The 14,280-nt window shown below is 62.9% G+C and carries 12 protein-coding genes; 10 read left to right on the top strand and 2 right to left on the bottom strand.

Annotated elements, in window-relative coordinates:
• The first annotated feature begins 136 nt into the window (after nt 1-136).
• Nucleotides 137-1,426, top strand: coding sequence for a putative hydroxymethylpyrimidine transporter CytX (cytX, locus tag NR164_RS07425; RefSeq protein WP_079442715.1), 1,290 nt, complete (start codon nt 137-139; stop codon nt 1,424-1,426).
• Here the strand turns inward: cytX and NR164_RS07420 are convergent.
• Complete coding sequence (locus NR164_RS07420) at nt 1,395-2,141, bottom strand: RsiV family protein (protein WP_046384917.1); 747 nt, start codon at nt 2,139-2,141, stop codon at nt 1,395-1,397. The genes cytX and NR164_RS07420 overlap by 32 nt on opposite strands.
• Nucleotides 2,142-2,333: 192 nt before the next feature.
• Here NR164_RS07420 and NR164_RS07415 point away from each other — a divergent pair, with 192 nt between their 5' ends.
• The 8 genes from NR164_RS07415 (at nt 2,334) to NR164_RS07380 (ending at nt 11,171) form a co-directional block, all read left to right on the top strand.
• Complete coding sequence (locus NR164_RS07415; protein ID WP_017849779.1) at nt 2,334-2,951, top strand: NUDIX domain-containing protein; 618 nt, start codon at nt 2,334-2,336, stop codon at nt 2,949-2,951.
• On the top strand, nt 2,942-3,391 hold the full coding sequence (locus tag NR164_RS07410; protein ID WP_003209507.1) for a DUF1249 domain-containing protein: 450 nt from the start codon (nt 2,942-2,944) through the stop codon (nt 3,389-3,391). Before NR164_RS07415 ends, NR164_RS07410 begins: the two co-directional genes overlap by 10 nt.
• 98 nt (nt 3,392-3,489) lie before the next feature.
• The gene (gene cpdA, locus NR164_RS07405) at nt 3,490-4,305 is read left to right on the top strand and encodes a 3',5'-cyclic-AMP phosphodiesterase (RefSeq protein ID WP_102617182.1); all 816 of its coding nucleotides are present in this window, start codon (nt 3,490-3,492) and stop codon (nt 4,303-4,305) included.
• Between the two features lie 81 nt (nt 4,306-4,386).
• Nucleotides 4,387-4,995, top strand: a complete 609-nt coding sequence (locus tag NR164_RS07400; RefSeq protein ID WP_017849777.1) for a YqiA/YcfP family alpha/beta fold hydrolase — start codon at nt 4,387-4,389, stop codon at nt 4,993-4,995.
• A 54-nt stretch (nt 4,996-5,049) separates the two neighbouring features.
• Nucleotides 5,050-6,954, top strand: coding sequence for a DNA topoisomerase IV subunit B (parE, locus tag NR164_RS07395; RefSeq protein WP_046384916.1), 1,905 nt, complete (start codon nt 5,050-5,052; stop codon nt 6,952-6,954).
• Nucleotides 6,954-7,949: an esterase-like activity of phytase family protein gene (locus tag NR164_RS07390; protein WP_079442716.1), complete on the top strand. Its 996-nt coding sequence runs from the start codon at nt 6,954-6,956 to the stop codon at nt 7,947-7,949. Before parE ends, NR164_RS07390 begins: the two co-directional genes overlap by 1 nt.
• 73 nt (nt 7,950-8,022) lie before the next feature.
• Nucleotides 8,023-10,287, top strand: a complete 2,265-nt coding sequence (parC, locus tag NR164_RS07385) for a DNA topoisomerase IV subunit A (protein ID WP_017849774.1) — start codon at nt 8,023-8,025, stop codon at nt 10,285-10,287.
• A 173-nt stretch (nt 10,288-10,460) separates the two neighbouring features.
• Nucleotides 10,461-11,171 (top strand): membrane integrity-associated transporter subunit PqiC, encoded by a 711-nt coding sequence (locus NR164_RS07380; RefSeq protein WP_026140384.1) that lies wholly within the window; start codon nt 10,461-10,463, stop codon nt 11,169-11,171.
• 181 nt (nt 11,172-11,352) lie between these two features.
• Here the strand turns inward: NR164_RS07380 and NR164_RS07375 are convergent, their stop codons facing one another.
• A complete protein-coding gene (locus tag NR164_RS07375; RefSeq protein WP_256822552.1) occupies nt 11,353-12,882 on the bottom strand; it encodes an AhpA/YtjB family protein in 1,530 nt (509 codons plus the stop codon).
• 134 nt (nt 12,883-13,016) lie between these two features.
• Here NR164_RS07375 and serB point away from each other — a divergent pair, with 134 nt between their 5' ends.
• Nucleotides 13,017-14,231 (top strand): phosphoserine phosphatase SerB, encoded by a 1,215-nt coding sequence (gene serB / locus NR164_RS07370; RefSeq protein WP_017849771.1) that lies wholly within the window; start codon nt 13,017-13,019, stop codon nt 14,229-14,231.
• The last annotated feature ends 49 nt before the right edge of the window (nt 14,232-14,280 follow it).

The raw sequence follows: 14,280 nt of genomic DNA, 5'->3' as shown, positions 1-14,280 counted from the left end.
TGTAGGCGCTTTCAAGGGCCTTATCGGGGGCAAGCCCCCTCCCACATTTTGAATTGTGAACACATTCAAGTGTGGGAGGGGGCTTGCCCCCGATAACAATCTTTCAAACAACAAATGCCCCTCAGAGATTCCATCCTTGAGCATTCAACCCAGCACCTATTCCCCCGACATCGCAGTACCGACCGGCAAACGCGTTTTCGGCGCCCGCGATCTGTTTTCCCTGTGGTTCTCCCTCGGCATCGGCCTGATGGTCCTGCAAACCGGCGCGCTGCTCGCGCCCGGCCTGGGCCTGGCCGGTGGGTTGCTGGCAATTTTCCTCGGCACCCTGGTCGGCGTGCTGCTGCTCGCCGCTGTCGGCGTGATCGGCAGCGACACCGGGCTGTCCGCCATGGCCGCGCTCAAGCTCAGCCTCGGCGCCAAAGGCGCGAGCCTGCCGGCATTGTTGAACCTGCTGCAACTGATCGGTTGGGGCGCGTTTGAAATCATCGTCATGCGCGATGCCGCCAGCCTGTTGGGCGCGCGGGCCTTCAGCGACGCCAGCCTGTTGGCCAGCCCGATGCTGTGGACCCTGTTTTTCGGTGGCCTGGCGACCTTGCTGGCGGTCAGTGGCCCGCTGACGTTCGTGCGCCAGATCCTGCGTAAATGGGGCATCTGGCTGCTGCTCGCGGCCTGCCTGTGGTTGACCTGGAACCTGTTCGCCAAAGCCGATCTCGCCACGCTATGGGCCCAGGCCGGTGACGGTTCGATGCCCTTCGCGGTGGGGTTTGACATCGCCATCGCCATGCCGCTGTCGTGGCTGCCGCTGATCGCCGATTATTCGCGCTTCGGCAAACGCGCGAAAAGCGTGTTCGGCGGCACGGCGCTGGGCTTTTTTATCGGCAATTTCTGGCTGATGAGCCTGGGCGTGGCCTACACCCTGGCGTTTGCGCCGAGCGGTGAAGTCAACGCGCTGTTGCTGGCGCTGGCCGGCGCGGGGCTGGGGATTCCGTTGTTGCTGATCCTGTTGGATGAGTCGGAAAACGCCTTTGCCGATATTCACTCGGCAGCCGTCTCCAGCGGGATTCTGTTGCGCCTGAAGGTCGAGCACCTGGCCTTGGCCATCGGTGTGCTCTGCACGTTGATCGCCTGCTTTGCTCCGTTGGCGCAGTACCAGAACTTTCTGCTGTTGATCGGTTCGGTATTCGCGCCGCTGTTTGGTGTGGTGCTGGTCGATCATTTCATCCTGCGCCGCCGCGGCCAGGGCGCGCTTGCCACGCTACGCTGGACGGCGCTGCTGGCCTGGCTGGGCGGCATCGGCACCTACCACTTGCTGGCCAACCTGTATCCGGATATCGGCGCGACCCTGCCGGCACTGGCGCTGGCAGGGCTGTTGCAGTTCATCCTCGGGCGCGCCTTCAGCGGCGCGCGGGCACCAGCTCAGGCTTGATGATGCCTTCCAGGCGCGAGTAAGGAATCTGCAGCTCGATGTGGCCCAGGGCATACGGCGCGATCGTGGTGGTGGGGTACTTGAGGGTCACGCTGGCGGAGGTCAGCGCCACGTTCGGGGTTTTCTGGAACGGGTAGCGCTTGACGAACTCCGGCTCCAGGCTCAGGCGGGTGCTGATCAGCCAGCTGTTGTGCGCCACCTGGGCGGCCTTCCAGAATGCTTCTTCCTTGCCGGGCAGCAGCATGTCGCTCAGCGACAGGGCTTTTTGCTGCGGGCGCGAATAGTTGATGAAGGCGCGGCCCGGTTCGCCGTGGGTGGCGCCCTGGTCCAGGTAGCTGGACAGTTCGATGATCACCAAGCCGTCATGCTGCTCGCGTACCTTGGCCTGCAAGTACATGCTGTTGCGTGGCGCGGCGGTGCTCAGGAACTGCTCGCGGTACGTCGCCAGGCTCGACGGCAACGGGTCGCTCGACCGGGTGCGGGTCATTTCCAGCAGGCGTTGTTCGATCAGTGCGTCGAGCTTGGGCTCCTTGGCAAAATGCACGGTGTCGATATTCACCAGCGGGCAATCGGCGTTGGCGCAGTCCGGCTTGCTTTGCTCGCTGGCGTCGCGGGTGGCTTCCAGCGGGGTGCTGTAGTTCGGTTGGAACAGGCTCTGGCAGGCGCCGAGCGTCAAGGCGATACACGCCACGGAGGCGATTTTTAAAAGTGACATGTAGGGTCTTCGTCCGTCGATAAGAGCGAAATTCGTGGAGCTTCGACTACCGGCATGGCAGTCAGTTCGCCACTAAGCTCATTAGAGTGAGTTTGACGCCCGCCGTCTATCCCGGCAACCGTAAAGGGGCTGCGCCAACGGGCGGGAGCGCGTTAGGATGGCGCCAATTGCACGGGCATAACGAGGAAGGATATGACGGACATCGCGAAATCGACGCCGAGCACGATCGAGATTGTTCAGCGCGACAATGCCTATCAGGGTTTCTACAAGCTCGATCGCGTGCAACTGCGCCACGAAAAATTCGACGGCGGCATGAGCCGGGTGATCAACCGCGAGGTCTTCGTGCGGCATGACGCCGTGTGCGTGCTGCCCTACGACCCGCAGCGCGATGAAGTGGTGCTGATCGAGCAGTTTCGCGTAGGCGCCATGGGCCGCGCCGCCAACCCGTGGCTGGTGGAAATGGTCGCCGGCCTGATCGACAAGGACGAACAACCGGAGGAGGTTGCACACCGCGAAGCCGAGGAGGAAGCTGGACTGACATTCTCCGCACTGTGGCCGATCACCCAATATTTCCCTTCGCCCGGCGGCAGTACCGAATTCGTCCACTTGTACCTGGGCCGTTGCGACAGTTCGGGCGCCGGTGGCGTCCATGGACTGGAAGAGGAGGCAGAAGATATCCGCGTCAGCACCTGGGCTTTCGAAGATGCCTTGCAAGCGGTGCGTGATGGTCGGATATCCAATGCGCCCAGCATTATTGCCTTGCAATGGCTAGCGCTCAATCGCGCGGAAGTGAGGGGGTTATGGCAGTAAAGGCACGGGAACGATACCGGGTTGACCTGATCGGGCTGCAAGCCGCCTGCGAGGCCAACTATGCGCGGCTGATGCGCCTGCTGCCGGACATGCGCCACACGCCCGAGGCACGGCGCATCGCCGTGACCCATGGCGACCAGATGCTCGGCGTGCTGACCCTGGAAGTCATCGTCAATTGCCCGTACACCACCACCCTGCGCGTGCGCCAGGAGCACAGCCTGCCATGGCTGCCGGTGCCGCAACTGGAAGTGCAGGTGTACCACGATGCGCGAATGGCCGAAGTCATCAGCGCCGAACATGCGCGACGCTTTCGCAGCATCTATCCTTACCCCAATGTGTTCATGCACCAGCCCGATGAGAAAGCACAGCTCAATGTGTTCCTCGGTGAATGGTTGAGTCACTGCCTGGCCCTGGGCCACGAGTTCGAAGTCGTGCGGTAGATGTGAACTGCATCTGCTTCCCTGGGTTTCCTCTTTGTGTCCTGCCCCAGCATAATCGCGCCATACGTCCATTCCTGTGATTGCCTTGGGAGAGCACCTTGCCCCGCGTACCCACCGTGACCCCCGATGCACCGGCATTGCTGGTGCAACTGTCCGACAGCCATCTGTTTGCCGAGGCCGACGCCACGCTGGTGGGCATGAACACCCGTGAGAGCTTGCAACGGGTGATCGGCCTGGTGCGCGAGCAGCAGCCCCGGATCGACTTGCTGCTGGCCACGGGGGACTTGTCCCAGGACGGTACGCTGGCGTCCTATCAGCACTTCCGGGAGATGACCGCGCCCTTTGGCGTGCCGGCGCGCTGGATTCCAGGCAACCACGATGAGCCGCAGATCATGGCCCACGCCGCCCTGCACAGCGACCTGCTGGAACCGGTGGTCGACGTCGGCAATTGGCGCATTACCCTGCTCGACTCCGCCGTACCCGGTTCGGTGCCGGGTTATCTGCAGGACAGCCAACTGCAACTGCTGGCCCAAGCCTTGAGCGAAGCGCCGCACCGCCATCATCTGGTGTGTTTCCACCATCATCCGGTGCCCGTCGGCTGTGCGTGGATGGAACCCATCGGCCTGCGCAACCCCGAGGCACTGTTTGCCGTGCTGGACCGTTTCCCTCAGGTCCGGGCCTTGCTCTGGGGGCATGTACACCAGGAGATCGACCGCGAGCGCAACGGCGTGCGTCTGCTGGCGTCGCCGTCCACCTGCATCCAGTTCACGCCGGGCAGCGAGGACTTCAACGTCAGCACCGAGGCGCCGGGCTATCGCTGGCTGCGTCTGCATGCCGACGGGCGGTTGGAGACCGGGGTGGAACGGGTCAAAGGCTTTGCCTTTACCGTGGATTACGCCAGCAACGGCTACTGAAGGTGGGAGGGGAAGACAGGGGACTCACCACTCCGATCCCTGTAAACTGCGCCTTTTTGGCGCAAGCACGGAGAGCCCGGCATGTCCGCTTCGATCCTGTATATCCACGGTTTCAACAGCGCGCCTGCGTCGAACAAGGCCAGCCAGTTGATCCGCGTGATGGACACCCTCGGCCTGGCCGACCAACTGCGCGTGCCGGCCCTGCATCACCACCCTCGCCAGGCGATTCCTCAATTGGAGGCGGCCATCGCAGAACTGGGGCGGCCGCTGCTGGTCGGCAGCTCGCTCGGCGGCTACTATGCAACCTGTCTTGCCGAGCGCCATGGCCTCAAGGCGCTGCTGGTCAACCCGGCGGTCAGCCCCCATCGGATGTTCGACGGTTACCTGGGCACCCAGAAGAACCTCTATACCGATGAAACCTGGGAACTGACCCACGATCACGTCACGGCGCTGGCCGAGCTGGAAGTCCCGGCGCCCCAGGATGCCGCGCGTTATCAGGTGTGGTTGCAGACCGGGGACGAAACCCTGGATTATCGCCTCGCCCAGCAGTATTACCGGGCCTGTGCCTTGCGCATCCAGGCCGGTGGCGACCACGGTTACCAGGGGTTTGCCCGGCAGTTGCCGGCGTTGTTGAGCTTTGCCGGCATTGGCGCGGATCAGTATCAATCCTTCGATTTCTCGGCACTGTAATTGCCTTGGAAACCGCAGGTCACTTTTTAATCGAACGACTCACGACGAGACCCCATGGCCACTCCCAGCGCTAGCTCTTATAACGCCGACGCCATCGAAGTCCTCTCGGGCCTCGACCCGGTGCGCAAACGCCCCGGCATGTACACCGACACCAGTCGGCCGAACCACCTTGCCCAGGAAGTCATCGACAACAGCGTCGACGAAGCCTTGGCCGGGCACGCCAAGTCGGTGCATGTCATTCTCCACGCTGACCACTCCCTGGAAGTGTCCGACGACGGTCGCGGCATGCCGGTGGACATTCACCCGGAAGAGGGGGTGTCGGGCGTCGAGTTGATCCTCACCAAGCTGCACGCCGGCGGCAAGTTCTCCAACAAGAACTACCAGTTCTCCGGTGGCTTGCACGGTGTCGGTATTTCCGTGGTCAACGCCCTGTCGACGTTGGTGCGGGTGCGGGTCAAGCGCGACGGCAACGAATACGAGATGACCTTCGCCGATGGCTACAAAGCCACCGACCTGCAGGTGATCGGCACCGTTGGCAAGCGCAACACCGGCACCAGCGTGTACTTCGCCCCGGACCCGAAATACTTCGATTCGCCGAAATTCTCCGTCAGCCGCCTCAAGCATGTGCTCAAGGCCAAGGCCGTGTTGTGCCCGGGCCTGCTGGTCACCTTTGAAGACAAAGGCAGCGGCGAAAAGGTCGAGTGGCACTACGAAGACGGCCTGCGCTCCTACCTGGAAGACGCCGTCAGCGATTTCGAACGCCTGCCCAACGAGCCGTTCTGCGGCAGCCTGGCCGGGAACAAAGAAGCCGTCGACTGGGCGCTGCTGTGGCTTCCCGAAGGCGGCGACAGCGTGCAGGAAAGCTACGTCAACCTGATCCCCACCGCCCAGGGCGGCACCCACGTCAACGGCTTGCGCCAGGGCCTTCTCGACGCCATGCGCGAGTTCTGCGAATACCGCAGCCTGCTGCCGCGCGGCGTGAAGCTGGCGCCGGAAGACGTGTGGGAGCGCATCGCGTTCGTGCTGTCGATGAAAATGCAGGAGCCGCAATTCTCCGGCCAGACCAAAGAACGTTTGTCATCCCGCGAGGCGGCGGCGTTTGTCTCCGGTGTGGTCAAGGATGCGTTCAGCCTGTGGCTCAACGAGCACCCGGAATTGGGCCTGGCCCTGGCGGAACTGGCGATCAACAACGCCGGCCGTCGCCTCAAGGCCAGCAAGAAGGTCGAGCGCAAACGCATCACGGCGGGCCCGGCACTGCCGGGCAAGCTGGCCGATTGCGCCGGGCAGGACCCGATGCGCTCCGAGCTGTTCCTGGTGGAAGGTGACTCCGCCGGCGGTTCCGCCAAGCAAGCGCGGGACAAGGAATTCCAGGCGATCCTGCCGTTGCGCGGCAAGATCCTCAACACCTGGGAAGTCGACGGCAGCGAAGTCCTGGCCAGCCAGGAAGTGCACAATATTGCCGTGGCCATCGGCGTCGACCCCGGCGCGGCGGACATGAGCCAGTTGCGCTACGGCAAGATCTGCATCCTCGCCGACGCCGACTCCGACGGTCTGCACATCGCCACCTTGCTGTGCGCGCTGTTCGTGCAGCACTTCCGCCCGTTGGTGGACGCCGGTCACGTCTACGTCGCGATGCCGCCGCTGTACCGTATCGACCTGGGCAAGGAGATTTTCTACGCCCTCGACGAAGGCGAGCGCGATGGCATCCTCGACCGCCTGATCGCCGAGAAGAAACGCGGCAAGCCGCAGGTCACGCGATTCAAAGGCCTGGGTGAGATGAACCCGCCGCAACTGCGCGAAACCACCATGGACCCGAACACGCGGCGCCTGGTGCAGTTGACCCTGGACGACTTCGCTGCCACCTCGGAAATGATGGACATGCTGCTGGCGAAGAAACGCGCGCCGGACCGCAAGTCCTGGCTGGAGTCCAAGGGCAACCTCGCCGAGGTCCTGGGCTGATGCGTACAGGTTTCGCCCTGGCGATCCTGATGTTGAGCGGGTTGGCGGCCACCCAGGCGGTCGCCGCGCCCGTGGCTGAGCTCAAGCTGGTGTCCGAACACCCGGTGGACGGCATGCGCGGCGGTAACCTGTCGGGCCTGGCTTTGTGTGGCAACGCGTTGTGGACGGTTTCCGACCGCGACGACGACCAGATCTACCGCCTGGATATCAGCGCGCCGACCTGGCAGGCCGAAACGGTCAAGCTCGACGTGCCGCCCGTGCCTGACTCCGGCCTGCCCTGGGGGCTGCGTTCGCGCACCAAGGCGGCGTCGCTGATTCGCGGCGGCGACCTGGATTTTGAAGGCATCGGCTGCGATGCCGCGGGTAACCGCTACGTGGTCAGCGAAGCCCATGCGGCGGTGCTGAAAGTGCCGGCGAGCGGTGCGCCCGAGTGGTTGAAGATCGCCCCCGGCATGGTGCGTGAAGCCCGCGCCAGCGGCATGTTGCTGCATTTCAATGCGTTGTTCGAAGGCCTCGCGGTGAACCCCGAGGGCAATCAGATCTGGCTGGCGGCGGAGCGTGAACGGCGCGGGCTGATTTCCATCAAGCGCCAGCAAAGCGTGTGGGATTGCGCGGGCGCGTGCGTGCTGTTGAGCGAGGCCGGCCAGGAAGTGCAGCCGGCACAGTTTCCCAGTGCCAAGGCGGTGTCCAAGGACTTTTCCGACCTGGCGCTGTTCAACGGTAAGTTGTTTACCCTGGAGCGCAATGCGTTCCAGATTTGTCGGCGCGATGCGCTCACGGCCAAGGTCGAGCTGTGCTGGTCGTTCGCCGACGAGACCCTGACGCCCGAACGGCGCTACGCCCAGCCTTATGGCCTGGCCGAAGCCCTGGTGCTGGATGCAGACGGTGCCTGGTTGGGCATCGACAATAATTTCGGCGCCCGCGCCGATGGCGAAAAACGCCCGGTGGTCTATCGTTTCGCCGCCCCCGCCGGTGGCTGGAGCGCCCAGCCATGAGCCACCCCTGTTTTGAATTGACCCGGCGCCGCGGCATTTCCGCTGCGCCTTACCAAACAATGATGAGGCCCGCATGAGTGACATCCTCGCAGACAGCTTAGACGGCGTAGAACGCCGGTCGCTGGCTGACTTCACCGAAAATGCCTACCTCAACTACTCCATGTACGTGATCATGGACCGTGCCTTGCCGCATATCGGCGATGGCCTGAAGCCCGTACAACGGCGCATCATCTACGCCATGAGTGAGTTGGGCCTGGACGCAGATTCCAAGCACAAGAAGTCGGCGCGTACCGTCGGTGACGTGCTCGGTAAGTTCCACCCCCACGGCGACTCGGCCTGCTATGAAGCCATGGTGCTGATGGCCCAGCCGTTCAGCTACCGCTACACGCTGGTAGATGGCCAGGGGAACTGGGGTGCGCCGGATGATCCCAAGTCTTTCGCGGCCATGCGTTACACCGAGGCGCGCCTGTCGCGTTATTCGGAAGTGCTGCTCAGCGAACTGGGCCAGGGCACCGCGAACTGGGGCCCGAACTTCGACGGCACCCTCGACGAGCCCCTGGTGTTGCCGGCACGTTTGCCGAACATCCTGCTCAATGGCACCACCGGCATCGCCGTCGGCATGGCCACCGACGTACCGCCGCACAACCTGCGGGAAGTCGCCACGGCCTGCGTGCGCTTGCTCGATGAACCCAAAGCCACGGTCGAGCAGCTCTGCGAGCACATCCAGGGCCCGGATTACCCGACCGAAGCGGAAATCATCACGCCGCGTGCCGACCTGCTGAAAATGTACGAAACCGGCAAGGGCTCGGTGCGTATGCGCGCCGTGTACCACGTCGAAGACGGCGACATCATCGTCACCGCGTTGCCGCATCAGGTGTCCGGCGCCAAGGTGCTGGAACAGATCGCCGCGCTAATGCAGGCCAAACCGTCGAAATTGCCGCAGGTCGCTGACCTGCGCGACGAGTCCGACCACGAAAACCCGTGCCGCATCGTGATTATTCCGACCAACAGCCGGGTCGACCATGAAGTGCTGATGCAGCATCTGTTCGCCAGCACCGACTTGGAGTCCAGCTACCGGGTCAACATCAACATCATCGGCCTGGACGGCAAGCCGCAGCTGAAGAACCTGCGCAATCTGCTGGTGGAGTGGCTGGAGTTCCGCGTCCAGACCGTGCGTCGTCGCCTGCAGTTCCGCCTGGACAAGGTCGAGCGCCGCCTGCACCTGTTGGACGGCTTGCTGATTGCCTACCTCAACCTGGATGAAGTGATCCACATCATCCGTACCGCCGAGCACCCGAAAGCCGAGCTGATCGCGCGTTTCGAGCTGAGCGAGATCCAGGCCGACTACATCCTCGACACCCGCTTGCGTCAGTTGGCGCGACTGGAAGAAATGAAGCTGCGCGACGAACAGGACGCGTTGCTCAAGGAGCAAGCCAAGCTGCAAGCCCTGCTGGGCAGCGAAACCAAGCTCAAGAAGCTGGTGCGCAGCGAGCTGATCAAAGACGCCGAGACCTATGGCGACGACCGCCGTTCGCCGATCGTTGAGCGCGCCGAAGCGAAAGCGCTGACAGAAACCGAGCTGCTGCCAAACGAGAAAATTACTGTCGTTCTGTCGGAAAAGGGTTGGGTCCGTTCCGCCAAGGGGCATGATATCGATGCGACCGGCTTGTCGTACAAGGCTGGCGACGGCTTCAAGACCGCCGCCGCCGGGCGGTCCAACCAGTTTGCGGTGTTTATCGACTCCACCGGGCGCAGTTACTCGGTGCCGGCCCACACCTTGCCGTCTGCGCGCGGGCAGGGCGAGCCGTTGACCGGGCGCCTGACGCCGCCACCGGGGGCGAGTTTCGAATGCGTGCTGCTGCCGGACGACGACTCGCTGTATGTGATCGCCTCCGACGCGGGTTACGGCTTTGTGGTCAAGGGTGAAGACCTGCAGGCCAAGAACAAAGCCGGTAAAGCACTGTTGAGCCTGCCGAATAACGCCAAGGTGATCCTGCCGCGGCCGGTGGACGATCGCGAGGGTAATTGGCTGGCGTCGGTGACCACGGAAGGGCGTTTGCTGGTGTTCAAGATCAGCGACTTGCCGCAGTTGGGCAAAGGCAAAGGCAACAAGATCATTGGTATTCCCGGCGAGCGGGTGGCCAGTCGCGAAGAGTACGTGACAGACATCGCAGTGATCCCGGAAGGTTCTACCCTGGTGCTCCAGGCCGGCAAGCGCACGTTGTCGCTGCGCCCTGACGATCTTGAGCACTACAAGGGCGAGCGTGGCCGACGCGGTAATAAACTGCCTCGTGGCTTCCAGCGCGTGGATGCTTTACTGGTGGAAACGCCGGTTTAGCGCGGATTAGAGCTCTTGATCTACGATTTAACGCGTAGATCGACGCTTTCGCGCTGGAGTCATGGCGCATATTCACGGATGATATGGCCTTTCCAGCGCCGGCGTGGCCGAGCGTGTTTAGGTTATTTTTAGTATTACATTGTGGTTTGCCTTGTGGCAGCCGCCTGGATGGGATGATGACTGCTCCACGCCTTCCTTTTATTTTTATGCTCGCTGGCCTTCTGGGGTTGGCGGGTTGCAGCACGCACCAGCCGGTGTCGCTGTACCAGCTGGACAGCGGAAGTCCCGCTCAGCCAGCTCAATCGGCCGGCATGGCCGTCTTGCTCGGCCCGGTCGTCGTCGCTGACTACCTGCAACGCGAAACATTGCTGCAACGTCAGAACGACGGCAGCCTGCAAGGTTCCACCGATGGTCGTTGGGCGGGCAGTTTGTCGTCCGACATCAATCAGCTGATGTTGCGCCAGGTGGCGGGTCAGTTGGACAGTCAGCGTGTGGTCCTGGCGCCCGCGCCCGCCGGTTTTTCCCCGGATGTGCAGGTGTTGCTGACCATTACCCGACTCGACTCCGGCACCTCGCAACCGGCGATCCTCGATGCGCAATGGCGCTTGATCGACCGCCGCGGCCAGGTGCGTGATAGCCGCATCGTGCATCTGCAGGAAGAGCATGCCGGCACCACGGCGTCCCAGGTCCAGGCCCAGGGCGTGCTGTTGCAGCATCTGGCGCAGCAGTTGTCGGTGGCCCTCAAGCCATTGGCCAACCAGCCACCAGTCGCCGAGGCGCCGCGCAAGCAAGCGCCGGTACAGGCCAAACCGGCGGCTCCGGGGAAACCGAAAATGCCGATGGCTACGCCGATCCGCACGGATATGGAAGTGTTCAGGTTCTGATCTGAATGGCTCCAACCCAAAAGGCCCGCTTATTCAGCGGGCCTTTTTGTTTGTGCGCGATTTACTTGAGGCTTGTGGCGTCCAAATGTGGGAGGGGGCTTGCCCCCGATAGCGATGTGTCAGTTGCCGCCGTTTTGACTGACGCGCCGTCATCGGGGGCAAGCCCCCTCTCACATGTCAGTCAGGGCTTGGCACGGGACTCGTGCATCCGCGCCAATTGCCGCTCCAGCATCGACGGATACGGCTCCATCAAGCGCTCTACGCAACTGGCGCCCTCGGGGCTGGCAATCGGACGGATGCGCGCGCGTTGGCGGATCAGCGTGTCTTCGCTGATCTTGCGCTCCACCAGCAGCAGGTTGCGGCTGTGTTGGGACAGGGCCAAGGCGTCCTGGGCGATTTCGGTCAGTAGCAGGTCGATCTGGCTCATGCCGAACAGGTCGTCGCCAACGGTCAGGCCCAGTTGCAGTTGCAGCGTGATGCCGCTGTCGGCCACTTCGATCTGCAACTCATGACCCAGGGCGCGCAGCAGTTCGCCGCAGCAGATGGCGTTGGTCAGGTAGTCTTCGCCGCTGTCTTCGCTGTGGAACAGCATCAGTGTGCTGCCATCGTTCAGGGTGTGCAGCTCGCTCTGGTAGAGCGAGGCGGCCTGGTCGAGGCAGTCGCGGTAGCGTTCCAGCAATTCCGTCAGGCGGGCGCGGGGCAGGCGGCGCAGTTGGTCCTGGGCGCCCAGTTGCACGGCCAGGACCGCACTGTGTTGGGGTTCGGTGTTCTTTGCCGGCACGGGCTTCGGCGCGATGGCCGGGCTGCTGGCCGAGGTGTCGCGCAGGTCGGCGAACGGGTCTTCGTCGTCCAGTTCGTCTTCTTCGGCCTTGATTACATGGCGTGGCGCAGGCTTCAGGCCCGCGACCGGCGCGCTTTCGTCAAAACCCGGGTCGCGCAGGTTGTGCACTTCAAAGGCAGGTTCGTCGTAATCGCTGTCGTCGAACTCGGGCTCGGGTTCAACCTCGTGTACCACCGGTTCCGGGGCGAAGCTGGCGTGAAGCTGGCGCGCAAGGTCGCCGATCTCGTCCTGACGATCGGTGGCCGGGGTGTGCTCGTCGATATCCCGCAGCCAGATGCGCAGTTGCATCAACGGCGTGGAGATATGCCGCCCCAGGCGCAGGCTCAAGGCCAGGGCCAGCGCCAGCAGGATCGCGCTGAGGATGCCCATGCTTTGCAGGCTGATGGTCATCGGCTGCTGGAATTGCTGCATGTCCAGGCTGATGCGCAATTGGCCGGCTTTCACATCCTGAAACGTGATATTGCTCTGGTACAGGCCTTCGGCCTCACCCAGCAGGCCGTTTTTCGGGCGTTGCCCGGCTTCGGCCATGATCCGGTTGTCCACGCTGTAGATGGCGGCGTGGGCCACCAGCGGGTTCTTGGTCAGGTTGTTGAGCAGCACGTTGAGGCTGAGGATGTCGTTGGACACCAGCAGCTCGGTCGCCGAGGTGGCGGTCTGGGTGGTCAAGCTCTCGCCCAGGGCATCGGCTTGTTCGTGCATGGCCTGTTTGAACTGCAAACCCATCACGCAGGCGTAGATCACCAGGGCCAGGGCGACCAGGATCACGTTATGGCTGGCGATGCGTAATGCGATCGGTACACGGCGGTGGCGCAGTGCCCGGAAGATCAGCAGGAAGAAGTTGTCGGTTTTTACTGGCGTGGGCCGGTTCACTTGAGCTCGGCTCTTTAGTCCGTGAAGTTGACGCGCAGTATAGCGACAGGCCCAAGACCGGCAAAGCGCTGGCTGTGCCCGATGGTCACTGAAAGTGGGTAGAATGCGGTTTTTTTCCAGCCTGGGGGTGCGCTTTGCGCGAAATTGTCCTGATTAACATCACGGGGGAAGACCGGCCAGGTCTGACCGCCGCCATTACCGGTGTTCTGGCCCAGGGTGGTGTGAACATTCTCGACATCGGCCAGGCGGTGATCCACGACACCCTGTCCTTCGGGATTCTGGTGGAAATCCCCAGCACCGAGCAGGCGTCGTCTGTCCTCAAGGACATCCTGTTTACCGCGTACAAGCTGGATCAGCAGGTGCGTTTCACCCCGGTGTCCGAAGAGGATTACCGGCATTGGGTGTCCGGCCAGGGCAAAAAACGCCATATCGTGACCTTGCTGACCCGCAAGGTGACGGCCGAGCAGTTGCAGCGCGTCAGCTCGATCACCGCGCAATATGGCTTGAATATCGACCATATCGACCGTCTGTCGGGCCGCATGCCATTGGACACGCCAGATGACCAGGGCAAGGGTTGCATCGAGTTTTCCGTGCGCGGCGAACCGGCCGATCCCCAAGCCTTGCGTGCCGACTTCCTGAGCGTGGCGCAGGAGCTGAATGTCGATATCGCCTTCCAGGAAGATTCGCTGTTCCGCCGCAACCGCCGCCTGGCGGTGTTCGACATGGACTCCACGCTGATCGAAGCCGAAGTCATCGACGAACTGGCCAAGGCTGCCGGTGTGGGTGAGCAAGTCTCCGCGATCACCGAGCGCGCCATGGCCGGCGAGCTGGATTTCCGCGCCAGCTTCAAGGAGCGCCTGGCGTTGCTCAAGGGCCTGGATGTCAGCGTGCTGGATTCGATCGGCGCCTCCCTGCGCCTGACCGAAGGCGCCGAAACCCTGTTCGCCGAACTCAAGCGCCTGGGCTACAAGACTGCGATCCTGTCCGGCGGCTTCAGCTACTTCGCCAAGCAATTGCAGGCCAAGCTGGGCATCGACTATGTGTTCGCCAATGAGCTGGAAGTGGTGGATGGCAAGGTGACCGGCGTGGCCGTGGAGCCGATCGTCGACGCGCAGCGCAAGGCCGACTTGCTGCGGGAATTGGCTCACAAGGAAGGTTTGCGTCTGGAGCAGACCATTGCGGTCGGCGACGGTGCGAATGACTTGCCGATGCTGGCGATTGCCGGGTTGGGCGTGGCGTTCCGCGCCAAGCCGCTGGTCAAACAATCGGCCAAGCAGGCGATTTCGACCCTTGGGTTGGACGGTGTGTTGTATTTGCTGGGCTTTCGCGACCGCGACGGGCAGCTCTAACTGAAACAATGCGCTTAAAAATGTGGGAGGGGGCTTGCCCCCGATGGCA

The sequence above is a fragment of the Pseudomonas sp. Pse79 genome, assembly GCF_024519615.1.
Classification (GTDB): domain Bacteria; phylum Pseudomonadota; class Gammaproteobacteria; order Pseudomonadales; family Pseudomonadaceae; genus Aquipseudomonas; species Aquipseudomonas veronii.
This window is presented reverse-complemented; position numbering and strand designations above follow the sequence as displayed.